Source organism: Neobacillus sp. B24, from assembly GCF_055381825.1.
Window position 1 is genome coordinate 3,001,337 of record NZ_AP035777.1, and the last position, 23,689, is coordinate 3,025,025.

Below are 23,689 nucleotides of genomic sequence, written 5' to 3' on the forward strand. Positions count from 1 at the left end.
TGATTCTTTACCTTAAATCACCAATAAACTCACGTTCGGCTTCAAATAATTCATTAAACATGTCTTTTATTTCTGCCAATGAACAAACGGCAGATGTAAGAGGGTCAATGGTCAAGGCATATAGAGCTTTTTCCTTGTCATTTTCCAGTACGGCCTGGACAGCTAATTCGAAAAACGCCATATTACTGCGGCACAATGCAGCCAGATGTTCAGGGAGTGTTCCAAAGTGAGTAGGCTGGATGCCATTCCGATCCACTAGACAGGCGACTTCAACAACTCCAGTAGACGGCAGGTTATCAATAAGCCCTTTATTCGCGACATTTCCATAGATTACTTGCGGGGTATTTTTGATCATCCCTTCAATAATCGTTGCCGCATATTCATGACTGGATTCCAGTTTAAGTTCGGTTTCACCTGACAAAATCTTTAAGATATTTTCATCATTTTCTTTTCTCCATGTCGGCCAGTTATTGGCATAAAACCCTGTCCCACCGTTATAACCTGTGCTGCAGTGTTGATCAATTAAATCCTGACGTTTTCGATAATAAGGGATATATTCGGAAAAATGTCCACTGGATTCCGATACAAAGCTGCCCAGATATTTCATAGCATCTAACCTCACGGGATCTTTTGCTAAGAGTCCTGGAATATTGGCAATCCTATCTTTTAGGACCGGATACATATCTTCACCCTTGTGATTTAACTCCAGGAACCAGGACATATGGTTAATGCCGGCTGCTTTCCATTTTAATTCTTCATAAGGGACATCCAAATAGCTTGCTAACTGTCTTGACGTATTTTGGATCGAGTGGCAAAGACCTACGACCGGAGTATCAGTCAATCGAGTCGTCGCAAGGGTTACCGCAGACATTGGGTTCGTGTAATTTAAGATGGTCGTTTCCGGACACAATTCGTTGATATCAGCGACGATATCTCTCCATGCGGGTAGTGTCCTTAGTGTTTTAAAAAGTCCGCCCGGTCCCAATGTATCCCCAATACATTGCTTTACACCATATTTTAGCGGTATTTCAAACTCATGTTTAACAGTTGATAATCCAGCAACCTCAATTTGATTAATAACGAAGTTGGATCCTGGCAAAACGTCTCTTCTATTGATAGAGGAAATGACAGTCCAGTCTTTTCCAGTAAGGGCTACAACCTTTTCTACTAGACGATGAGCAATTTCCAGACGTTTTTCATCAATATCTACTAATCCAATGACACCCTTATCCAAGCCTTCAATATTTAAAATATCAATCACAATATTGTGGGTGAAAAAGCTGCCTGCTCCAATAATAGTTATTTTTGTCATGGTAACGATCCTTTCCATTTTCTTTTTTGTCACAAAAAAGATTCATAGTTTAAGACTTTTTGTTTTTTAAAGGAAATACGGAAAATTCCGCAAAAAGTATGCCCTTCTTCCTGCCATTTTCTCCTCCTTTCCTGATTTGCTATTCTCAACTAATTTAGTTGGAAGGGCTTACAAAAATACTTTCCCATTCCTTCGTTCTATGAATGACCAAGGTGATTTCCCATCTTCGATAAGCGATCCAACCAGCCTTGATAGTAATGATGTCACTACCAGTTAATTGGCAAGGCTTACAAAAATATAGAATTACTAAACTGATATCGCATCCTTTACAGTCAACCTAACGAATAGTAGTGATGTCATTACCAGTTGTTTTAAGTATAGCATCAGTTTATTTTGTTATACAAATCTATTTATTCGACATTATTCGACATTGTCCGCGTTATTTAGCTTGTTTAGACAGGCACTTTAACTCATAATTTGTACTGCCTATATTTCCTCCAGATGGGTATTGCCTTCCATTGGCCCTTTCTTCGTAACAGCAAGTGCCCCCGCTGTATTGGCGTACATTACCGACTGACGGAACCCTATACCTTGGTTCATACAGGAAATAAACGTCCCTGCAAAACAATCACCCGCACCTGTGGGGTCGTTCTCTACTACTTTTAGCGGTTGAACAGAAAATCTAGTTTCCTTACTATAAGCGCGGCAACCCTTGCTTCCGTTCTTGACAACGATATGCTGCACTCCTTTTTCAAGCAGATTCGCCACCACTTCTTCTTCCTCAACCGGCCCAAAAAGAAGCTCAAGCTCGTCGCTTCCAGGCAGAAAAATATCACAATGAGATAAAACATATTCTAAGAACTCTTTCATGACAGAGTCTTGGAGGAGTTCCTTCCTTATATTTGGATCAAACGAAATTTTCGTGCCAGTTTTTTTACAGCAATCAATTGCTTTTCTCACTGCTTCGCGGAGCCCTTGAGTAAAGAGTGAAGATCCCATCACGTGAAAATAGTTACAATCTACGTAAGCGTCAAATAGAATCCACCTATTAACATATATAGTACCTGTGAGATAATCTCTTCAAATCAAGGTTTGAGGAGGTTTTCTATGTCCAAGAGAAATAATCTAGAATTGTATAAAGAATGGGAGCGGAGGATCGCCCTTTACAAGACGAGTGGTCTAACCCAATCCAAATGGTGTGAAATCAATGAAATAAGTATTCATCAGTTAAAGTATTGGCTTTATAAAATCGATAGTTCTGATTCAAGCCAAAAATCCAATAACAAGTGGATACCGATAGCATTAGAAGAATCTGATGAGCAACAAAATGAAACATTAAATATTAAAGTTGGTTCAGCATCCATCGAGGTTAAACCTGGCTTCAATCCAAAACTACTGGCGGAAGTAGTAAAGGCATTGAAATCAGTATGTTAAAAGAAGTTACGGTAGATCGTGTCTACCTCGCACGAGGTAGCACAGATTTACGGAAATCTATCGATGGATTGGCCGCTCTTGTAAAAGAAGAATTCGAACTAGATCCCTTTTCTTCAAGTCTATTTGTTTTTTGTAACCGGCAGCGGGACAAGTTAAAAATTCTTCAGTGGGAGCATAACGGCTTTTGGCTTTATTATCGCCGGCTGGAGAGAGGAAATTTTCATTGGCCATCTGAAAGTAATAGTACAGCTCCTTTGAAAATTAGTCCTCGACAATTGCGGTGGCTCCTCGATGGATTATCATTGGAACAAAAACATGCTCACCCTGTTGTAACGGCAAGAACAGTAATTTAAATAATGAAAAATCAGGGAATTCGCCCATTTTGTCGTATAATAAATTTATGAAAAAGACAGTGAATTCTACTACCCCAACCCCTACAATTGAAGAACTTCTGCAACGCTTGGAAATGCTGGAGAAGCAAAATGCAGAATTAGAGGCGAAGCTAAAAAAGCAGAGCTCGTTAGAGGCAAAATTAAAATGGACTGAAGAACAGCTTCGCCTTCTGCAGAAAAATAGATTCGGCTTTTCCAGCGAAAGAACTAACCCCGATCAATTGGAACTTTTCAATGAAGTCGAAAAAGAAGCCAATCCAGATTTGCCAGAACCTACTTTGGACTCCATTACCTATCAACGGCGCCGCAAAGTTAGCGGCCAACGTGAAATGATGTTAGAAAACTTGCCTGTGGAGACGATTGACTATCGTCTATCCCCTGAAGAGCAGGTTTGTTCGTGTTGTGGTGGAAACCTACATGAAATGAGTACGCAAGTACGCCAGGAACTGAAATACATTCCTGCGGAATTGAAAGTGGTCAAGCATATTCAACACATTTATTCTTGTCGCCATTGTGAGCGAGAGGAATTGGAAACTCCGATTGTAACAGCACCAATGCCTAGACCGGTTCATTCGGGAAGTTTAGCATCTCCATCTCTAATGGCACATATTATGAATCAAAAATATGTGGATGGGCTGCCATTATATCGCCAAGAAAAGCAATTTTCCAGATTGGGGGTACCGTTATCACGCCAAACTCTTGCCAATTGGATGATTCACGGGGCCAGCCGGTGGTTGAGTCCACTTTATGATCGCATGCATCAACTTCTTTTGGAAAAGGATATTTTGCATGCGGACGAATCGACTCTGCAGGTACTTCACGAACCCGGTCGGCCAGCCACGTCAAAATCATATCTCTGGCTCTACCGCACTGGAAAGGAAGGACCTTCAATCATCCTTTACGATTATCAGGAAACTAGGTCAGGTAAAAATGCCGAGAAATTCCTGTCAGGGTTTAAAGGATATTTACAGGTTGATGGATACGCCGGGTACCATAAGGTACCTAATGTAAAACTAGTCGGTTGCATGGCCCATGCTCGACGTAAATTTGATGAGGCTTTAAAAGTATTGCCTTCTTCAAAGCGTCTGACATCAGGAGCAGCAGCAATAGAAGGTCTCCAATACTGTAACCAACTATATCGCATTGAGCGTGATCTAAAAGAATTATCCCATGCAGAACGATACGAAAAACGTTTAGAACGCAGCAAGCCGGTCTTGGATGCTTTTTTGTCATGGCTAAAAATACAGCAGCAACAAGCGTTACCAAAAAGTGCTTTAGGTCAGGCGGTAACTTACTGTCTTAATCAATGGGATAAATTAGTGGCATACCTAGAGGATGGACGTTTGGAGATTGATAATAATCGAAGTGAGCGTTCAATCAAGCCCTTTGTGATTGGAAGAAAAAACTTCTTATTCTCAAATACACCGAGAGGTGCAAGGGCTAGTGCAATTATTTATAGTATTGTGGAGACAGCAAAGGAAAATGGGTTAAATCCATATTGTTATCTTCGCTTTCTTTTTGGGAGGTTACCCAACATTGATCTAACAGATAAAAATGCCCTGGATAAAGTGCTGCCTTGGTCAACAACACTTCCAATTGTTTGTAGAGATTTTAAAAACTTACCTAAATAATAACGCGATCCCCGCCTGGTTCACAGGTGGGGATTATTTTACGCTTACCAATCTACAAAATCCTCTCCTTTAATATCATCTGGTCCGATTAGAGATGATGCCGAGTCATGAAGATGAAAGATGAAATCCCGATCCCCATCTTCCTTATAGGTTACAAAGGCAACACCGGTAGGCTTAAGAGGGGTTTTTTGAATAAATGAGACATCCACTCCGTCCTGCCTCAGTCTGCGGTAATTCAATTCCCCAAATGCATCGTTTCCGATTTTTGAAATAATACCGGCCGTACTTCCTGTTTTCGCTGCCTGATCAATAAAAATAGCAGGTGCTCCACTAGCAAACGGTCCAACGAATTCCCCCGTTTCATCAAACCTCTGTCCCACTTCCTTAGTCATGACTTCCACAAGGATTTCCCCGATGGTTAAAATATCTGCCATTCCTTGACCCTCCAATTTCTTTTTAAGGTCTTTTCCTATCAACATTCAAGTTTACTCTTTATGTACGAGGATTGTTCCGCTGCCATCACCTCCCTAAATAAAAGATTTTGTCTTGACTGACTCAGATAAGTTTTTTATCGAGGTTCCAGGGAGAAGCTTTGTTTTTAAGCGACTTACCTCTGGAAAAAGCGAGAAATCATTTTCAATCCGTTTTAAAAGAAGGCGGGCCGCTTTCTCGCCTATCTCCCCCATTGGTTGAACCACTGTTGCAATCGTTGGTGTCAACATTTGAAACACATCGGAATTGTCATACCCAAAAAAGGAAATATCCTCTCCAATAGAGATGCCATTTTCCGTGAAGTATTTCACTCCGGTCATGGTTGTTTCATAGTTGGTCGCAAAAATCGCTGTCGGTCTATTTTCCATATGCAATAGTTTTTCGTAGGCATCCATCCCGCTGCCTTTTCGATATTCCGCATATTCAATCAAGTTGTCATCTATCAAAATATCATAATCAGTTAGGGCTCTCTTATATCCTTTTAGGCGTTCGCGTGCGGTATACACATTTGTTGGACCCGCGATAATGCCGATCCTTCTATGTCCAAAAGCTATTAATTCCTCCATCGCTTTATAGGAACCGTTTACATTATCACATACAACAGCATCACATTTGACACCGTCAAGGAGTCGATCAATTAAAATAAGCGGAATTCCTTCCTCAACTATCTCTTTTACATGTTCATGCTCATCTGATACCGGCATCATGACAATGCCGTCTACACGTTTTTCTTTCAAAAATTGGAGTTTTTCCTTCTCTGTCTTAAGAGCATATCTGGCATTGCAGACAATAAGACTATAATTCTCCTGGTCTAATATTTCTTCCATCCCCTCAATAACTTGATTGGAAAAAATATCCGTAATACTTGGAACCAAAACGCCAATAGTATACGTTTTGTTTGTCTTTAGTCCCCTTGCCATTTGATTGACTTTGTAATCTAGCTGCCTAATCGCATCCTGGATTTTCTTCTCGTTCTCCTTTTTGACTCTATGACCATTTAGATACCGAGAAATCGTACCAATTGAAATCCCGGATACACGCGATACATCCTTAATAGTGGCCACTTCATTTCACCACGACTCTCTCGATTTGAAACGTTTCAATATAATAATCAAAAAAATTGAAACGTTTACAAAATCTATTATGATAATTGCAGGTAGAATTGTCAATAGAATTAAATAAATATTCAGAATTATAATATCGCGAATAAAAAGATCCTAAAATTGTAGTTCTTTATATTGTTCTAAAACATCGATTAGGAACTGAATATCATAACCAGTATGTTGATTTATTTTTACGGCCCAATTTTCAATTGTTTCTATTTTGGGTTCCTTCATTAAGCCCTTACTTGTACTTAAAAAACTTTCCCAATTATAGAATTCCCAATGGGCAATTTCAGATTTCAAAGGAATTCTGCATTCTAATAATGGTTTTGGTTTAATTAAATTCTGAGAAAACTCTGCACCCTTCATAAAGGTATCCATGTCAATTGGCTCTGCATCAAATACTTGTCTGGATACCTTATCATTTGGTCTAATATACAAAATTTCTAACTCCCTGCCATTTGGTTTAACTTGGACCTTCGCACCAGGAAAAAAACCACTAAGTTTCTCATTAGTATAATCATCGGTATTCTTATCAACCAAAATTGGACTTAACCATTGATCTCCCAAATCACACAAAAACCGATTACCTGATTCATCAATAGCGATGACAGCAACATGAGCATGTTCAGTATGTAAGTCATGACCAATTGGATAGGCACAGATACCGTCTCTTTTAAATTCATCAAGTAACCAAATGGCAAGGTCAAAGCAATTCCCCGTTATACCATACTGGTCTCTATGTTCTTTCATCAGTGAAACATCTCTTTGTTTCTTATCCGTTCCCTGCTTATAAAACCAAGCTTTTGTTAAAGTCTCCATAGGAAAACTATCAAACTTTTTCCAAGTAGTCATAATACTTTGGGGGGCAAACACAATGAAACACCTGCTTCAGAATTAGATTTGGTAATAATATCCTTAAAGGCCAGGGTCAGTCCCTCTGAACATAAAAGCTTTCATATGCCGTGGGGCTGACCTCTTATTATATTAAGTTATACCCCTTTATAAGCCAAGCGCAGAATCTCTGCCAGTTCTGTTACAAACGGCCTTCTCGGATTTGGGCCTGTATCCGGGTCATTGAATGCATGAAGGGCTAAGCTATCAATCTTGCTTTCGTAGTCGGCTTGGTCAATGCCACATTCTTCAAGGGTTAATGGCATGTTTAGTTCTTTCGCTAGGTTAACAATGGCATGTATCAGACTTTCAATTCCTTCTTCTGTTGTCGAGGCAGGCAGGCCAAGAATCCTTGCCAGCTCGGCATAACGCTCCCCAGCAACAAAGTGCGACTGATAGGGATTTGTCGGAATCTTGTTCGGATTTTTCGAATTAAAGCGAATGACATGCTGCAGGAATATACCATTTGCCCGGCCGTGGGCGATGGCGTATTCTGCCCCAACCGCATGAGCAAGGCTGTGGTTAATCCCCAAATACGCATTATTGAAGGCAAGCCCCGCCAAAGTGGAGGCGTAGTGCATCTTTTCACGGGCTAGTTCATCTGATCCATCATGATAAGCACGTGATAAAAATTTAAACACGAGCTGAAGCGTTTTAATAATTTGTCCGTCAGAAAAATCATTTGCCGCTATGGAGACGTAGGCCTCCAATGCATGGGTCAACACATCCATACCCGTGTCTGCTGTCACGTGCTTTGGAACGGTATAGGTAAATTGCGGGTCGATGATGGCGATATTTGGCAGCAGCTGGCGGTCCGATAACGGATACTTCACCCCATCTTTCTTGTGAGTAATAACTGAAAACGACGTCACTTCTGAACCAGTTCCGGATGTGGTTGGAATCGCAATAAGCTTGGCTTTGCGGCCAAGTTTAGGGTAAGCGGCGACCCGTCTGCGCCAATTTAAGTACTTTTGTTTTAACACATCAAAATCACTTTCGGGACTTTCGTAAAATAACCACATTGCTTTTGCAGCATCGAGAACGGAACCGCCGCCAAGGGCAATAATACAATCGGGCTGGATACGCCTCATCCATTCTGCCCCTTTTTGAATGGTGTCGATACTTGGGTCAGGTTCCACTTCGGAAAAAATGTCAAATTCGATAAAATCAGGGCGTTTTTTTAGAAAATGGACGACTTTATCCACATAGCCATTTTTAATTGAACTTGGGCTTGTTACAATAAAGGCCCGTGAAACGTCATCGATAAATTCCAAAGCCTGAACCGCATTCTTTCGGTAATAGATTTCCGGCGGGGTTCTTAATACCTGCGGATAGGGATTTCTTTTGGCGACTTTCTTTCTGTTAATTAAATCTATAGCACTGACGTTGGTTGACAATGAGTTCCCCCCATATGTGCCACAGCCGATGGATAGAGTAGGCTGCAAACCGTTATAGGAATTCCCGGTTGCCCCTTGCGCTGTAGGTGTGTTGACAAGAATCCGGCCGACTCTCATTCTTAGAGCATATTGATCGACCAGCGATTGGTCATAAGTATGAATGGAAGCCGTATGACCGAGACCGCCGTATTCAAGAATCTCCTCAGCAAGTTGGAAAGCATGTTCGGTACTATCTGCCTTATAACAAGCAAGAATTGGGCTTAGTTTTTCACAGGATAACGGGTATTTCGGCCCGACTCCTTCCAATTCTGCAATCAGGATCTTTGTATGTAATGGCACGTCAATTCCCGCCATTTGGGCAATTTTAACAGCAGGCAGGCCCACCACGAGGGGATTTAATTCTTTTGTCTCTTTGTTGATTGCCACCTTTTCCAATAGCGATTGTTCTTCAGCATTCAGGAAATAACAATTATTGTTGATTAATTCAGCAACCACTTCGGTGTAAATTTCCTTATCGATAATGAGTGCTTGCTCGGAAGCGCAAATCAATCCGTTATCGTGCATCTTGGATAGAAGCAGGTCATACACGGAATCCTTGATATTGGCTGTCTTTTCAAAATAACATGGCACATTGCCCGCCCCTACTCCAATCGCTGGCTTACCTGAACTGTAGGCAGCCTTTACCATTCCCGGGCCGCCAGTTGCCAGGATCAACGAAACTTTCGGATGGCGCATCAACGCATTTACGGCAGCGCGGGAAGGTTCCTCAATCCATTGAATGCAATTTTCCGGCGCACCTGCTTTTATAGCGGCATCACGAAGCAGCGTTGCGGTGGCAATACCGGTCTTCAACCCGTAGCGGGAAAACGAAAAAATAATCGGATTTCGTGCTTTTAATGAAATCAGCGATTTAAAAATAACCGTTGATGACGGATTCGTAATCGGTACAAGCGCAGCAATGACCCCGACAGGCTCTGCCAATTCATAGGAACCATCATGTTCATTTTCGCTGATGACCCCAACTGTCCTTACATCTTTTATACTGTGGTAGATCGTTTCCGAGGCTGACAAATTTTTCGTAATCTTGTCCTCGAACACGCCGATATTCGTTTCGTCTATTGCCATTTTTGCCAGTTCCACGTGATTTTGAATGGCGGTCAGTGCCATTTGTTTCACAATTTCATCCACCATTTCTTGATTAAAGCCGCGGAACTGTGCTAATGCTTTGACCCCGTTATCCGCCAAGGTGTCAAGCATTGACGCCATTTGCTGCTCTTTCACAACTTTTTCTTCAACAGCCATTGCAATGCCCTCCAAGTGAAAATATTTATACCACTTTTCAAGCATACTACCTGGTATGTTAGAAATTTGTAGAAAAAAGTAGAATGATATAATCTCCAGAATAACTGTCGGATTTTGTTCACAATTACTTTCAAAAAATAAAAAATCATACCTTTCGGTTATTCCTTGCAAGTAATGCAGGTTTCTCCGTAGGGTATGATTTCTATGTTATAATGCAGGTAGTGGTGGATCGATAGCTAAAACGGTTTTTCCGTCGATAACAATCCATATGTAGGAATGGTCAATTTCTTTACCAGTAACTTCTTGAATTTTTGCAATAATATTTTCTTGATATTCAAACATTGCCTGAGCCGTACTTTCATTTAATGGGAAACGGTCTAATTTCCCATTGGTCTCAATCTTAATATATGTATCATACTCAGGTAGATATGCAGCACTGCCTACTCCAGCCCAAAGAGTCATAGAAACTAATAAAATCGCAAAAACCGACAACAATTTTCTCATATTTACACCTCCTTTCTACCTATTTTGTATTATTTTGAGGAATATATCAACAACTTTTGGATTGTACATAGTTCCCGAATTGTTCCTAATTTCTTCAATTGCTTTTTCTTCTGATAGTCTTTTTCGATAAACCCGATCCGAGGTCATCGCATCATAGGAATCTACTACAGATATAATGGCTGCTCTAATGTCGATTTCCTCTCCTTTTAACCCATGAGGATAACCTTTTCCATCCCATCTCTCGTGATGCTGTTCAACAATTTTTCCAGCTTCAATTAAATAAGGATTATCTGTTTCTTCTAATATTTCTCTACCAAAAGTAGTATGCTGTTTTAAAACTTCCCACTCAGAATCGGTTAATTTTCCAGGTTTATTTAGAACCTCAATTGGAACCTTAATTTTCCCTATATCATGATAGAAGGAAGCAGCATTTAATACATACATATCCGCAGCAGACAGGTGCATTTTCAATCCTACCTTGGTCGCTAACCGCAAAATTCTTTCACAATGATCAGCTGTATAGCCGTCCTTTTTTTCGACATCAATGGCCATATTCAATAATCTTTTCATACCATCACTATACCGATAAAAAACGGGTTGTGAAGTAACATAGAGAAATTCCGTATCTTCATCGGCAATAAAAAACAATAACTCATTCACCGGCGGGTAACTTAAATAATCTCCTGTTTGTAAAATGATATCACCTTCGTCCTTCTTGCACGTCATTTTACCTTTCGCAACATAAACAAATTCCAAGGCATCCCAGCCGTCTTCCGGACCGATTCCCCAGCTCTGACCTTTATTTAATTGATGTTTTAATATTTCGGTTCCATCTTTTTTGCCCAATAGTGAAACAGTTAAACCTCTTAACCTTACAGTTTCAAATGGACTATGTGCATACTGTTTGTTCATTTCTATTACCTCTTTTAATATCTGGCATAATAAAGATAACTTTACAAGAATCTGTATACTCTTATTGTAAGCTGTCTGCTATCGCCATAGATTTGATAGTTATTTTTCCCCTGCTGCTTTACCTGCTCACTTAGTTGGATATCGCTAATTTCCTTTTAAAATTCATATATTAAAAGAGAAAAACACCAGACTAACTCCTATTAAAACGAATAATCTAATTATGATTTTACTATATATTTATAATAATTCATCAACATTTTAACTGAATTTATTAAAAAATAATTAAAGTACTGGTACTTTTCTAGCAGGGATAATGGACTGGATATTTTTAAGGTGTGAAACAATTGGTGGATTCTTTACGTCTAGTTTTATATCAAAATACATATCTTCAAGGAGAAAAGCGAAATGCGCAAAATACTTGTCTTTTTATTAATTATTCCGGTTTTCTTTTTATTTATCATTGGTCTAGTTTTGTTTGATGACATATATTATCCGCTCATTAGCTCTAAGGCTGAAAAGACAGCTGAGAAAAGCCTCGAGAAAAAATATGGAGAAGACTTTGTTATTGATGAAGCAAGCTTTTCAAAACCACTAGGGGATGACATTGGGACTTACCGGATTGATGCCCACCCAGCGAACAGCCCCAAACTGACTGTTCGTATCTCCGTTACTGAAGACATGGAGGCGATGTCTGATGATTATTTAGAAATGAAATGGCGTGCGGAGCTCAACGACCAATTTGGTTCCATTTATACAGAACTGTATGGAACCCGTAAAAAATACTCCTATATGGTCAATGCTTCATTTCCCGAGAACGCCCAAACTAAATACAACAAATCAAATACCTATCAAGACATCTTTGAACAGGACCATACCGGAATTGGTAACATTGTATTTGCCAATGTGCTGCTTACCTCTTCCAATGAAATGGACCAACAGCTTGATTTGGTGTACCAATTGATCCAGCACTTAAAGGACCAGGAATTAGAATATTTCAGTATTGATATCAATTACTTTAATAAAAAACTTCAACAAGAAATCTCTTCGATAGACAAAAAGCTGAATTACAATGATTTTTCAAGTAAACATCTTAAATTAAGAGATTATGTCTTTCATTTTTCCTATGATTCTGGGGATGGCGGAGATAAAAATAGGCTAGACGAACTAAAATCTTCCGCCGATTTAAAGCAATATTTACGAGAGACTAAGAAATAATAGGATCACACACTGAACTGCTGGGATGGGGAACCGGTAGTTTATTTGGCTGTCGAGAAACTTTCGACAGCCTTAATTTATTAATAATTCACCGAGTAAATTTGGCAAAATATACGCAAATGACTATGGTGGGCTTTTCATGACGGGATTATGGCAAAAATCAAAGTAAACACGTCATGTGACTGCTTTTCATGACGAGTTTTGACTCAAAAATCTAAGCAACCGCGTCATGAGATTACCTTTCATGACGGGTTTGACTCAAAAATCCAAGCAATCGCATCATGAGATTACCTTTCATGACGGGTTTGACTCAAAAATCCAAGCAATCGCGTCATGGGATTACCTTTCATGACGGGTTTGACTCAAAAATCCAACCAATCGCGTCATGGAATTACCTTTCATGACGGGTTTGACTCAAAAATCCAAGCAATCGCGTCTTGGGATTACCTTTCATGACGGGTTTGACTCAAAAATCCAAGCAATCGCATCATGAGATTACCCTTCATGACGGGTTTGACTCAAATCGCGTCATGGGATTACCTTTCATCACGGGTTTGACGAAAAGATCATGGCAAACGCGTCATGAGATCGCCTTTTCATGACACGGTTGAGGGAAAAACCACACAAACGCGTCATGAAACTACCCAAATATCTTTTTTGGAAACAAACTGGGAATTTTACCCTTGAAATATGTGGGGAATTTTAAGTCGAAATTAGATACAGGCTTCAAAAAGCAAAAGCTTTTCCGATGTCATCTGATGATGAGCCAAGGATACAAAAAACCATACAACACTATCATTGTATGGCGAACAATATTTTTCACTCTCAATGCCCTGCCGTTAGGTTGTTCTTTTCTCCAATCCCTAGTTTCTTAGAGAATGATAGACTTTGTGGCAGTGTGATGGAGGCAAAACTAGCTAGCAGCGCCAGAATGCCTGCTGCGCTGAACGAAAATAGATGTGTCCCAAACACTTCATAACCCCAGCCTCCAAGGAATGACCCGATGGCCGCTCCAATTTGGTGCCCAATAAAATAAGCCAAACCATTTAAAATGCCTAATAGCCGAACTCCATATAAATCACCTAAAATGGCAGTGGACATGGCTACAGAACCAGCCCATACCAAACCTCCAATGGCGGAAACAAGAAAGAGCTGCCAAGTGGCCATCGACAACACTAGCCCGAAGAATCCAAGACCGCGGACAAAGAATACTAAAAACAAAATATTTCTTCGCGGAAAACGGTCCGCCAGCTGGCCTAAAAAGATCGTGCCAAAGATGGCGACAATACCGATCATCCCCACTCCAAAGGAAGCGGTCATCGGCGCAAAATGATGGTCCATCAACATCGGGACCACGTGGGAGCCTAGTAAGTTCATTCCAAAGCCGCAAGCAAATAAGGCAAAAACAATTTTCCAATAGGTTGGTGTCTTAAGCGCATCCTTTAAGGTGAGTTCTGGTGGTGCCTCCTGTCTACTTTTTCCACCGGCAGTCCCTGGCCCATCAGCGCCTTCAGGAACATCCTCGACCATGATAAAAAGAGCTGAAGGAAGAACGAGACAAATGAAGATCCCTCCAAATAATAAGAGGGTATTGTGCCAGCCAATCATGCCGATCATGCCGATCAACCAAGTTTCGACGGGTGTCATCACGGCAATCCCGGCCATTCCCCCAGTCGTCAAATAAAAAAGCGCCTTTCCTCTTTGACGGACAAACCATTTGCTAATAATCGGCGACAAGCTGACACTGCTTAAAAAGGCAAGCCCAATCGACAGGAACAGTCCATAAGAAAGGAGAAAGGAAATGATCCCTCTTGAAAGTACCGTCCAAACAATCGAAATACAGACAATGGTCAGCCCGGTAAGCAGCAAAATACGGGTATTAAAGGACTTTATCAGAATCCCTGCGATAGGCATTCCGATTCCATAAGCAATCATTCCCACCGAAACAATCAGTGAAAATTGCGTCCTTGATAACCCTAAATCATCCATAATCGGATTGACGAAAGGTCCGATTCCCATCCGCATTCCTGTTGTAAGCAGGACAATGATGGCGGCGAAGATGACAATATACCAGCCAAAATAGAGACGTTTGTTAGGATTCAAATACTTCATATGAAAATCCTTTTAGTGATAATCCGTTTGCTTTTTATGTGACAGCAAACTATTATCCTCAATAAAAATCGGGTGGTGCTTGCACCACCCCTATGAAAAGAAATTTCATAATCGTTTTTAGAGCGTTAATATTAACAACATGTGCTAATGCTAAAAATTTATCAATATAAATCTCAATAGTTGAGTTGTTATTGAATATGTTTCCCGATAACATTTTTTTCTTCCATCTCTTTTATTTCAGCCACAGAGTACCCTAATTCTTTTAAGATTACATTATTAAATTCACTAGGTTTTCTTCCGGCAAAATTGATACGGCCAGGTGTTTGACTTAACCGAGGGACGATATTTTGCATCTTGACCTCGCCTAACTGATCATCTTTAACGGATGTAATGGTTTCTCTGGCAATAAACTGAGGATCCTGAAAGATATCTTGAATATCGTAGACAGGTCCAATTGCTGCTTCAAATTCATTAAATTGGTCGATCACTTCGTTTTGAGTATGTTTTTTCATCCAATTGCCAATAATCTGGTCCACTACTTCAACATTTTCAACTCTAGCTTTATTAGTACTGAACCGGGGGTCGGCCAATAGTTCCTCTTTTCCTATTACTTTAAAAATCCTTTCGGCAATGCTTTGTGCACTTCCGGAAAGTACAACATACTTATCATCTTTTGTTTTATACAAGTTCCTTGGTGCAGAGAAGGGTACCCTATTTCCTGTCCGTTCTGGAATGACACCAAGCTGGTCATAATCAGTTGCTTGTGACCCAAGAATGGAGAACATCGATTCATATATTGACAAATCGATAATCTGTCCTTCTTTATTAAAATAATCCCGATAATATAGTGCCAGCATAGCAGCGTATGACCCGTACAAGGCTGTAATACTATCAGCTAATCCAAATGGCGGAAGTGTTGGAGGTCCATCAGGATATCCAGTGATATGGGCAAAGCCGCTCATTGCTTCGGCAATCGTTCCGAAACCGGCCCGTTTTGAGTAGGGACCATATTGACCAAATCCCGTCACTCTAACTAGTATTATTTTCGGATTAATATCATGTAGGGACTCATAGCCCAGTCCCCATTTTTCAAGTGTCCCAGGCCGAAAATTCTCGACAATTATATCACTCGATTCGACTAACTTTTTAAAAACCTCCTTACCCTTTACCTCTTTTAAATTTAAGGTCATTGTTTTTTTATTCCTGGAAAGCCACTTCCATATTAATTCGGAATCATTTTTCTTAAAACCTAATGCCCTTGTAGAATCCAATCGATCAGGATGTTCTATTTTAATCACTTCTGCCCCAAAATCGGCCAGATTTGTAGCAATATAGGGCCCAGCCAGCATCGTTGCAATATCCAGTACCCGAATATCAGATAATGGCATTTATTTCCCCCCTCTTGAAAAATGATGGCTATCAATACCAATAAACTTTTCATTTCCATAATCAGGTTTAGATTTCTTAATCACCCGTTGAGCCCAATATAGTATTAAAATGACCGAAACCATTTCGATTGAAAGAAATAACCAAGCAAGCTTGAAGGAGTCTGTTATGTCAACGATTAAACCAAATAAGGGCGGCCCAAAAATAACACCTAATGAACCAATACTTAAACTAAAGCCACTAGCAACTCCGGAGAATTTACGCGGGGTTGCTTCAGCGGAGTAGTTCATCCACATTCCATTAAATCCCGAAACACAAAAACCAAAGACAGCAATTAGAGGAAATAAAATCCATAAACTTATTTTCGGAACCAGAAAAGCTGTTATTGTGGAACAACAAGCCGTTATGATGGAAATTAGAATTAATACTGCTATACGTTCACCTTTAAAAAATCGGTCACTTATAATTCCCCAGGCTAACCGTCCCGCAGAACCACTTATTTCCGATAAAGCTAAAAACATGCTGGCAGTGACAAGAGGGTAAAGTAAAGAATCCGAAATATAAAAAATTATATAGGTCGTTAACGAACTTTGTGCGGCGGTGAGACCGATCGCTGCAATGCTGACTAGAATTAATGGTTTGTGATGAATTAGCTCAATGACTGTTTTCCGAAATTTCAAGCTATTCTTCGAATTCTCCTCTGAAGGTGCGTTCTGATAAAAGAGATAGGTGACGATGCCGATAATCAAAACAATAATCGCAGAGACGCCAATAGCAAACCGCCAATTTACATAAATCGCCAGAGGTACTAACGATAGTGCAGACAATGCCGATCCCATGGTAACACCGAACTGTTTTATTCCCATTGCTGTCCCTGTACGGTTTGCGGGAAACCAGTAAATAATGCTTCGATTTGAGGTAGGCTGCATCGCCCCATATCCTAAGCCTGCGAGCAAAATACATAATAATATAACTATAAAAGAAGGAACTATACTGACAATGAAAAAAAAGACAGCTAGAATTATAGTTAAAACCAAAAGCATTTTTCGGGTTCCCCACAAATCTGCGGACCAACCTGCATAAATACTTGTAAGTGTTGTGCCCAAAAATAAAGCCGCCGGCAAGAAACCAACCATTGTCTTGGAAAGTCGGAATTCTTCTTCTATAAATGGAGCGAGAGGACCTATACTTCGGCCAACAAATGCCACAGATAATTGAATGATTAAAAGCCATATCAACATGACCCAAGGTGATTTATTCTTCACGCTTTTTTCACCAGAATTCTTTCATATTATAAATATAACAACCAAACAGAAGCTTTATTTCTTATAAATAGAAATAATACCCCGTTGAGCCAGATGCTCGATGTAAGGTTGATTTTTTATATTTGCAAGCTTTTCTAATGCTTCGATTGTATGCTCTCCGTAAAGTGGTGAACGATACGGCCCTGGACGGATCCCGTTAACCATAAAAGGGGTCCCCACTTTCAATATATTTCCAAATACAGGATGATCGATCATAGTTAGTAAATCGCTTGCTGCCAGATGCTCATCCTGTAATGAGTCTTCCAGACTATTTACAGGAGCAACCGGGACCTTCCCTGTCAATAATTGAATCCAATACTCAGTAGTTTTTAGCGAAAAGTTCTCTTCTAAAATACCTTCTAATATTTTCTTATTCTGAAATCTTAATTCAAAAGTAGAAAATCGACCATCACTCAATAAATGTGTTAATTGAGTTAGCATGCATAATTCTTCCCAAAATTTCTGTGTTTGGCACATGATGATGATATAGCCATTTTTTGTTTGGAACATCCTCGAAGGAACAACAGAAGGATGAGCGGACCAATCGGTCTTTTTGGGCTGATAATCTGTATTAAAATACCAGATTGGCAGGTAGAATAGGCACTGCAATGCAGCGTCCATCATCGACGTGTCAAGCTGACAACCATTTCCTGTCCTATGACTATGGACTAAACCAGCTGTAATAAGATTCGTCGCTTGGATGGCGCTGCATGTATCAATAAAAGCAGAAAACGACCTTGTCGGGATTTCTTTTGTACCGCCTGTTAGTGACATGATTCCATATCTAGCTTGCAATAAATAGTCATAGGCAGGCTCAGCCTGCAATGGACCATATCTGCCATATCCAGTTAAAGCACAGCAAATTATTTTTGGGTTGTATTTTTTTAAATGGTCGAAGGTCAGGCCTTCTTTTTCAACTGAAATACCTTTGCGATTGGTAACAAGCACATCACAGTTCTGCACCATTTTTAAAAAAATTTTCTGGCCTTCTGAAGTTTTCTTATCTAAGACAACACTCTTAACACCTTGATTCATTTGCTCAAAAAATAGACTTTCGTTCTCTTTTACTCCTGGAGGAATTTTTCTTCCGCTATCACCCTTAGTCAGTGGATTTTCAATTTTATAAACATTTGCCCCCATCATCGCTAATAAGCTTCCAATTAGTGAACCCGCTCCGTATTCCGTTAAGGATAAGACCGTTAAATTCTTCAAAAGCATTCACTCACCAGCCTTCTAAATACTAGAGCACCTGATCAATTTTATTTTGGTCGTTCTGATCCTGCCCAGAACTTTGAGTGTTTTGACTCTCCTTGTTTACTAATGTACTAACAATTTCACGAACATAATAGAGCGTTAGTAGTAAGCCGGAAATAGGTATAGCTAGATAGACAATCCACATTGGTAATCTCATGGGTGAGGCACTTCTTACGTCAGATTGGATTAAATGAGGCAAATACTTTATTGCTGAATATAAGATCGCGATAGAAAAAACCAATCCAAAAACCATGGTGACGATATAAAGAATACGGACAACGGGTTTCGGCAAGAAATTCAGCAAAATATCGATATTGATATGGTATCCTTTTTTGCCGGCCTGAGCTAATGTCAATAAAATTGACCATAAAATACAAAAGGTAATCAATTCTTCCGATATGGCATAGGACTTGGAAAATACCTGGCGGCTTAAAGCTTCAAACATCATCCATACCACAGATACTAAGAAGAAAAGGACAGCAATATTTGGAAATACTTTTGCTTCAATAAAAAGAACAATTTGGTTAACCTTTTTTAACATTTATCTTCCCCCTTCAATTCTCACCTCTTTAAGGGAAATGCATCTAAATCGATAAAGCCTCATATAAGCTGGTTAATTTATCTTTGTTGTCAAGATGAATTAAAATATCTGAAACAACATGACTCTTTTTCATGCCTAACCTGCCTATGGCTAGAGAGTTATATTTCAATTTAACTTCTTCCCAAGTTAATTGATTTTCCGGTTCACCCTTAGGATACTGAATCTTTTCTTCAAATGTCCCCTTCATGGAAGTTACTTTTACGATGGTATTTAAATCGGTTAGTTCATGGTTCTGGCTTACTTCAATTTTCCGAATCACTTTTTGGATTCTAGTGCTTTCAAGTTTAGTATAAGTCCTCCATGTAACTTCCTGATCCACTAATGCTGCAGCTGTTTGGAAATAGATGCTGAACTGGGCATCTACTACATTTTTGGGCGTAACTTTTCTATCGCTTTTTTGACCGACGACATTAAATGCTACTCTTGATATTTCAACTTCAACTTTATTAATCTCATCTATTGATAGCTGATACTGGTTGATAGTTTTTAATACGGCATCAATCGCACCATGGGTAAAACGGCAGGATGGATACGGTTTTATAGCAGTTTTACTTGTATACCAGAATTCCCCCAGATTACTCTCTAATTTTTCAGGCGATGGTTCATCAGAATGGCTCTTTAATAAACCGAATGTACCTGAAAATGGCTTTGCCGCACCAAGCACTCCTTCCTCAGCGAAAGTCACACAAAGAAATGCGTGATGAGCCATAAAACCTGGGTGCAGTCGTTTGTTCCAGGAACCATTCTCAAGATATTGCATGGTTCCGGAAGTTAAACTAAGTGCTAATCCCAGTGCATTATCAATCACTTTAGGTTCTGATTTTTTTATTTTACAAACTGCAGCAACAGCCCCAAAAATTCCGGCAACAGATGTGGGGTGAAATCCCCTGTCATATGCCGTCCTTCCTAAAGCCGCCCCTACCCTGCACATAATTTCATATCCGCAAATAACTGAAGTGATGAACTCCTTACCATTGGCATTTGTTTGCTGAGCCGCGCTCAAGACGGCTGGGATAACCACGGCCCCAGGATGCAAACCACCCAAAATATTTGTATCATCAAAATCAGATGTATGTGCTAATACTCCATTTAACAAGGCTGCGTATTGGGTTGGGTATTTTTTTGACAAGCCAATAACCGTCGTATCTCCCTCCCCTTCCACTAACCTGTCGATAGAACGGATAAATGGTTCCGTCGTTTCGGCTTCATGTGCAATGCAGCTCACCCCAATTAAATCCAATATCAACTTTTTTGATGTTTCGACGTCTACAGATGGTATCGATTCATAAGATAGTTCATGAATAAACTTACTCATTTTCGATGAAGATTGAATTATCGTCATTTTTCCCTCCCCTTTCATTAAATCGTATTGTAAAAACTTTTATAAGAAATAGGCTATAAAATACCTAGATAGAGGGCTTTATAAGCAAAAAAATTGCCACCCCCTGAAATCTAAGGATAATTGAGGTTACCACACACCCAACAACCTAGATTAAGGAAGTGACAAGTTGTACCCTCAAATTATAACCTATTTATTAACTTTTATTAAGTACCAAGAACAAATAATTCGAACATTACTTACCCTTCTTATTGGGAAGGGGATGTTTGAAAAGCCTGAGGAAAAACCTGTAAATAAACCTTATCGTAAACTCCAGGTGGATGATCTTCCGATCATCGAAACCATTCAGAAACTTGATTACCGAAGCCTCCTAACCGAATACCTGGAGAAGAACGGTAAACAACTAAAACCTGTTCAAAGGCGTTCGAATACAAAGGCATGTGTGCCCAAGTCAATGAAATGTCCGCAGTGTGGTGCTCCAGCGGATTATCTTTATGCCAATAATGGAGGCAAAGGACAGTTTCAATGTAAGGTGTGTGCCTGTCTTTTCAATGATAAAAATCGCTATTCGAAGGAGGCTATTTTGAAGTGTCCTCATTGTTCTAGGACCCTTGAGAAAGTCAAAGAGCGAAAAGACTTTGACGTGTACAAGTGTAAAAATAATGACTGTTCCTACTACCAGCAGAAACTGAATGGCATGTCTGCGAAAGAGAAGAAACAGTTTAAAAAGGATCCACAAGCCTTTAAATTAAGATATATCTTCCGGCAGTTCCACATTGATTTTCAGCCATTGTCAAAGGCTTCTCCTAAGAAACCAAAGGTTGACTTGGCCAGGCTTTATGTGTCGCCACATACATTGGGGCTTATTTTAACCTATCACGTTAACTATGGCCTTTCGGCCCGGAAGACAGCTGCACTCATGAAAGATATCCATGGTGTTTCTATATCGCATCAAAGCATTTTAAATTACGAGAACGCAGTTGCATTAATCCTTAAACCTTACGTAGACCACTATCCCTACGAGCTTTCTGATCAGTTCTGTGGGGACGAAACCTATATTAGGGTTCAAGGTCGTTGGCATTACTTGTTCTTCTTCTTTGATGCGGTAAAAAAGATCATTCTGTCTTATCCAGTGTCAGCAAATCGAGATACAGCGACAGCAATCCGTGCCATTGATGATGTCCTAATGAAATTTAAAGAGATTCCGGAAGATCTTACATTTGTGGTGGACGGCAATCCGATATATCTCTTAGCCCAACACTTTTACGCCCAGCATGATATTCACTTTGACATTACTCAGGTCATTGGGCTTACCAATGAAGATCCTGTATCAAAGGAGTATAGGCCTCTCAAACAAGTGATTGAAAGACTCAATCGCACATTTAAGGGCAATTATCGCTCAACACACGGGTTTGGGTCCGAACATGGGTCTGTTTCGTTTGTGACGCTTTTTGTGGCTTACTTTAACTTTTTACGGCCTCACTCAGCGTTAGAAGGTAATGTGCCAGTGGTTAATCCAGAGCTCTTACTGCGACCGAATATGCCTGCACGCTGGACTAAATTAATAGGTTTAGCTCAAGATTGGATCATTGAACAAACAGTCTAACTTTTTGTTTAGCAGAGCCCTTGAACCCACTAGCAACCGGCGAAGCGAACTCTTGACAAACCGAACTTGCCAATGGTTTAAAATGGAAATACCAAGGGCTATTTGGCATGCCTTCTTTTTGTCCCCGTCGCCCTTGATAAAGGAATCTCAAACCATTGGCGTGTTTGTCAAGAGCGGTTGCGGGGCCGACGCACCCAATATGTGGAAAGGAACCTAACCCCTTAAGGAGTTTTCATAGAACTTTTGACACTACCCATTAAATGACCTTATTTCTTTCTAAATCAATTATTGAATGGTCGTCGTAACCGATTTCTTTTAATATTTTCTCAGTATGTTCACCTAGTAATGGGGGTCCATACTCTAAGGATGACTCCATCTCGTTAGCTTTAACTGGAAAATCAAAAACTTTTACTTTTCCATTCGCACTCTCTACTTCTTTTATAAAATTGTTATAAACAACCTGAGGGTGTTGGAGTGCATCTTTTAAATCTCTCATGGCGCCTGCCGGGATTCCAAATTGGTTAAAGCGCTCGAGCCATTCATCACGTGTCTTTTTCTTAAAAGCGTGGGTTAATAGTTCATCCAATTCACTCTGATTTTGCAAGCGCAGTTCATTAGTCATAAATCGCTCATCTTCCATTAGAAAAGTCGCCTCTACACATTCACAGAATCTGCTCCACTGGTCCCAACTTCCAGCTCCGCCTGCGACAATAACGTACTGATTATCACTAGCCATATAAGGACCATAAGGGCACATAGTATGATGATGGAGTCCAACTCGTTTGGGCAGCCGATTCTCATACCAAACCATATATGGAAAATATCCTGTCCAAGTCAGGATTGATTCTAATAATGAGATTTCAATTTTTTGCCCGAGGCCTGTCTTCTCACGGTAATATAAAGCCTCAAGGATTCCTGTCGTAGCATACATGGAAGCGGAAATATCACATATAGATAAAGATAGTTTAGCCGGTTCCTCTGGTGATCCATTGGTAAAAATCAGACCGGATTCACCTTGCATGATTAAGTCTAGAGCCGTACGGTCTCTAAATGGCCCTTCCTGGCCAAATCCTGAGATCTGACAAAAAATCAGCTTCGGATTGTGACTTTTCAACTTCTCATAAGTAATACCCCAGCCTTCTAGTGTACCAGGGACGAAATTCTCAACTAGAACATCTGCATCTTCTAATAATTTAAAAAGAATCTCTCTACCTTTTTCGGTTTTTAAATTTAATGAAATACTTTCTTTATTATAGTTAACCCATACATGACCGGAACACATTCCCTGGACAATATCATCCCAGTGCCTGATTAAATCGCCAACACCTGGCCTTTCAACCTTAATACATCGAGCACCCATTTGACTTAATAATCTTGTACAAAAAGGACCAGATACCCCTTGTGTTAAATCGATTACTTTTATCCCCTCTAGACCCTTCATATTTTCCTCCTCATTTATAAGATATAAACCAGCGTATACCGAAACAGTATACGCGGTT

20 protein-coding genes are annotated in these 23,689 nt (G+C 40.0%); 5 read left to right on the top strand and 15 right to left on the bottom strand.

What is annotated here, in order from left to right:
* Positions 1–7: 7 nt before the first annotated feature.
* Together melA and ACZ43M_RS14785 are read right to left on the bottom strand one after the other, a co-directional pair.
* Positions 8–1,312 (bottom strand): alpha-galactosidase, encoded by a 1,305-nt coding sequence (gene melA, locus ACZ43M_RS14780; RefSeq protein ID WP_464503323.1) that lies wholly within the window; start codon positions 1,310–1,312, stop codon positions 8–10.
* A 486-nt stretch (positions 1,313–1,798) separates the two neighbouring features.
* The gene (locus tag ACZ43M_RS14785) at positions 1,799–2,371 is read right to left on the bottom strand and encodes a carbohydrate kinase family protein (protein ID WP_464508030.1); all 573 of its coding nucleotides are present in this window, start codon (positions 2,369–2,371) and stop codon (positions 1,799–1,801) included.
* Positions 2,372–2,419: 48 nt separating this feature from the next.
* Here ACZ43M_RS14785 and tnpA point away from each other — a divergent pair, with 48 nt between their 5' ends.
* From tnpA to tnpC, 3 genes are read left to right on the top strand one after another with little or no spacing between them, the layout of a single operon-like run.
* The gene (tnpA, locus tag ACZ43M_RS14790) at positions 2,420–2,746 is read left to right on the top strand and encodes an IS66 family insertion sequence element accessory protein TnpA (protein ID WP_464503324.1); all 327 of its coding nucleotides are present in this window, start codon (positions 2,420–2,422) and stop codon (positions 2,744–2,746) included.
* A complete protein-coding gene (tnpB, locus tag ACZ43M_RS14795) occupies positions 2,740–3,099 on the top strand; it encodes an IS66 family insertion sequence element accessory protein TnpB (protein ID WP_464503325.1) in 360 nt (119 codons plus the stop codon). Before tnpA ends, tnpB begins: the two co-directional genes overlap by 7 nt.
* Before the next feature lie 47 nt (positions 3,100–3,146).
* A complete protein-coding gene (tnpC, locus tag ACZ43M_RS14800; protein WP_464507943.1) occupies positions 3,147–4,769 on the top strand; it encodes an IS66 family transposase in 1,623 nt (540 codons plus the stop codon).
* Between the two features lie 44 nt (positions 4,770–4,813).
* Here the strand turns inward: tnpC and ACZ43M_RS14805 are convergent, their stop codons facing one another.
* From ACZ43M_RS14805 to ACZ43M_RS14830, 6 genes are all read right to left on the bottom strand, one after another.
* Positions 4,814–5,203: a PfkB family carbohydrate kinase gene (locus ACZ43M_RS14805; RefSeq protein ID WP_464503326.1), complete on the bottom strand. Its 390-nt coding sequence runs from the start codon at positions 5,201–5,203 to the stop codon at positions 4,814–4,816.
* A 93-nt stretch (positions 5,204–5,296) separates the two neighbouring features.
* Positions 5,297–6,325, bottom strand: a complete 1,029-nt coding sequence (locus tag ACZ43M_RS14810; protein WP_464503327.1) for a LacI family DNA-binding transcriptional regulator — start codon at positions 6,323–6,325, stop codon at positions 5,297–5,299.
* Between the two features lie 153 nt (positions 6,326–6,478).
* Positions 6,479–7,243: a hypothetical protein gene (locus ACZ43M_RS14815; RefSeq protein ID WP_464508031.1), complete on the bottom strand. Its 765-nt coding sequence runs from the start codon at positions 7,241–7,243 to the stop codon at positions 6,479–6,481.
* Between the two features lie 113 nt (positions 7,244–7,356).
* Positions 7,357–9,957 (bottom strand): bifunctional acetaldehyde-CoA/alcohol dehydrogenase, encoded by a 2,601-nt coding sequence (gene adhE, locus ACZ43M_RS14820; protein WP_464503328.1) that lies wholly within the window; start codon positions 9,955–9,957, stop codon positions 7,357–7,359.
* A 207-nt stretch (positions 9,958–10,164) separates the two neighbouring features.
* Positions 10,165–10,461: an 8-amino-7-oxononanoate synthase gene (locus ACZ43M_RS14825; protein WP_464503329.1), complete on the bottom strand. Its 297-nt coding sequence runs from the start codon at positions 10,459–10,461 to the stop codon at positions 10,165–10,167.
* Positions 10,462–10,476: 15 nt separating this feature from the next.
* On the bottom strand, positions 10,477–11,373 hold the full coding sequence (locus ACZ43M_RS14830; protein WP_464503330.1) for an HD-GYP domain-containing protein: 897 nt from the start codon (positions 11,371–11,373) through the stop codon (positions 10,477–10,479).
* 405 nt (positions 11,374–11,778) lie between these two features.
* Here ACZ43M_RS14830 and ACZ43M_RS14835 point away from each other — a divergent pair, with 405 nt between their 5' ends.
* Complete coding sequence (locus tag ACZ43M_RS14835; protein WP_464503331.1) at positions 11,779–12,588, top strand: murein transglycosylase; 810 nt, start codon at positions 11,779–11,781, stop codon at positions 12,586–12,588.
* Positions 12,589–13,413: 825 nt separating this feature from the next.
* Here ACZ43M_RS14835 and ACZ43M_RS14840 read toward each other — a convergent pair.
* The 6 genes from ACZ43M_RS14840 to ACZ43M_RS14865 form a co-directional block, all read right to left on the bottom strand.
* Positions 13,414–14,700, bottom strand: a complete 1,287-nt coding sequence (locus ACZ43M_RS14840) for an MFS transporter (protein WP_464503332.1) — start codon at positions 14,698–14,700, stop codon at positions 13,414–13,416.
* 188 nt (positions 14,701–14,888) lie between these two features.
* On the bottom strand, positions 14,889–16,088 hold the full coding sequence (locus ACZ43M_RS14845) for a CaiB/BaiF CoA transferase family protein (RefSeq protein WP_464503333.1): 1,200 nt from the start codon (positions 16,086–16,088) through the stop codon (positions 14,889–14,891).
* Positions 16,089–17,351 carry an MFS transporter gene (locus ACZ43M_RS14850; protein WP_464503334.1) on the bottom strand — a complete coding sequence of 421 codons (1,263 nt, stop codon included), beginning with the start codon at positions 17,349–17,351 and terminating at the stop codon, positions 16,089–16,091.
* Between the two features lie 54 nt (positions 17,352–17,405).
* The gene (locus tag ACZ43M_RS14855) at positions 17,406–18,608 is read right to left on the bottom strand and encodes a CaiB/BaiF CoA transferase family protein (protein ID WP_464503335.1); all 1,203 of its coding nucleotides are present in this window, start codon (positions 18,606–18,608) and stop codon (positions 17,406–17,408) included.
* A 22-nt stretch (positions 18,609–18,630) separates the two neighbouring features.
* Positions 18,631–19,185, bottom strand: a complete 555-nt coding sequence (locus ACZ43M_RS14860) for a TRAP transporter small permease (RefSeq protein ID WP_464503336.1) — start codon at positions 19,183–19,185, stop codon at positions 18,631–18,633.
* Positions 19,186–19,228: 43 nt separating this feature from the next.
* A complete protein-coding gene (locus tag ACZ43M_RS14865) occupies positions 19,229–20,587 on the bottom strand; it encodes an MmgE/PrpD family protein (protein ID WP_464503337.1) in 1,359 nt (452 codons plus the stop codon).
* 166 nt (positions 20,588–20,753) lie between these two features.
* Here ACZ43M_RS14865 and ACZ43M_RS14870 point away from each other — a divergent pair, with 166 nt between their 5' ends.
* Positions 20,754–22,190 carry an IS6 family transposase gene (locus tag ACZ43M_RS14870; RefSeq protein ID WP_464503290.1) on the top strand — a complete coding sequence of 479 codons (1,437 nt, stop codon included), beginning with the start codon at positions 20,754–20,756 and terminating at the stop codon, positions 22,188–22,190.
* 256 nt (positions 22,191–22,446) lie between these two features.
* On the opposite strand, the gene ACZ43M_RS14875 is transcribed toward ACZ43M_RS14870, so the two are convergent.
* Positions 22,447–23,631 carry a CaiB/BaiF CoA transferase family protein gene (locus ACZ43M_RS14875; protein WP_464503338.1) on the bottom strand — a complete coding sequence of 395 codons (1,185 nt, stop codon included), beginning with the start codon at positions 23,629–23,631 and terminating at the stop codon, positions 22,447–22,449.
* Positions 23,632–23,689: the final 58 nt, after the last annotated feature.

Bases quoted from the DNA above. Each gene is read 5' to 3' on its own strand.
- melA (WP_464503323.1), bottom strand. From the start codon at position 1,312: ATGACAAAAATAACTATTATTGGAGCAGGCAGCTTTTTCACCCACAAT.
- tnpA (WP_464503324.1), top strand. From the start codon at position 2,420: ATGTCCAAGAGAAATAATCTAGAATTGTATAAAGAATGGGAGCGGAGG.
- tnpB (WP_464503325.1), top strand. From the start codon at position 2,740: ATGTTAAAAGAAGTTACGGTAGATCGTGTCTACCTCGCACGAGGTAGC.
- tnpC (WP_464507943.1), top strand. From the start codon at position 3,147: ATGAAAAAGACAGTGAATTCTACTACCCCAACCCCTACAATTGAAGAA.
- ACZ43M_RS14805 (WP_464503326.1), bottom strand. From the start codon at position 5,203: ATGGCAGATATTTTAACCATCGGGGAAATCCTTGTGGAAGTCATGACT.
- adhE (WP_464503328.1), bottom strand. From the start codon at position 9,957: ATGGCTGTTGAAGAAAAAGTTGTGAAAGAGCAGCAAATGGCGTCAATG.
- ACZ43M_RS14825 (WP_464503329.1), bottom strand. From the start codon at position 10,461: ATGAGAAAATTGTTGTCGGTTTTTGCGATTTTATTAGTTTCTATGACT.
- ACZ43M_RS14830 (WP_464503330.1), bottom strand. From the start codon at position 11,373: ATGAACAAACAGTATGCACATAGTCCATTTGAAACTGTAAGGTTAAGA.
- ACZ43M_RS14835 (WP_464503331.1), top strand. From the start codon at position 11,779: ATGCGCAAAATACTTGTCTTTTTATTAATTATTCCGGTTTTCTTTTTA.
- ACZ43M_RS14840 (WP_464503332.1), bottom strand. From the start codon at position 14,700: ATGAAGTATTTGAATCCTAACAAACGTCTCTATTTTGGCTGGTATATT.
- ACZ43M_RS14845 (WP_464503333.1), bottom strand. From the start codon at position 16,088: ATGCCATTATCTGATATTCGGGTACTGGATATTGCAACGATGCTGGCT.
- ACZ43M_RS14855 (WP_464503335.1), bottom strand. From the start codon at position 18,608: ATGCTTTTGAAGAATTTAACGGTCTTATCCTTAACGGAATACGGAGCG.
- ACZ43M_RS14860 (WP_464503336.1), bottom strand. From the start codon at position 19,185: ATGTTAAAAAAGGTTAACCAAATTGTTCTTTTTATTGAAGCAAAAGTA.
- ACZ43M_RS14865 (WP_464503337.1), bottom strand. From the start codon at position 20,587: ATGACGATAATTCAATCTTCATCGAAAATGAGTAAGTTTATTCATGAA.
- ACZ43M_RS14875 (WP_464503338.1), bottom strand. From the start codon at position 23,631: ATGAAGGGTCTAGAGGGGATAAAAGTAATCGATTTAACACAAGGGGTA.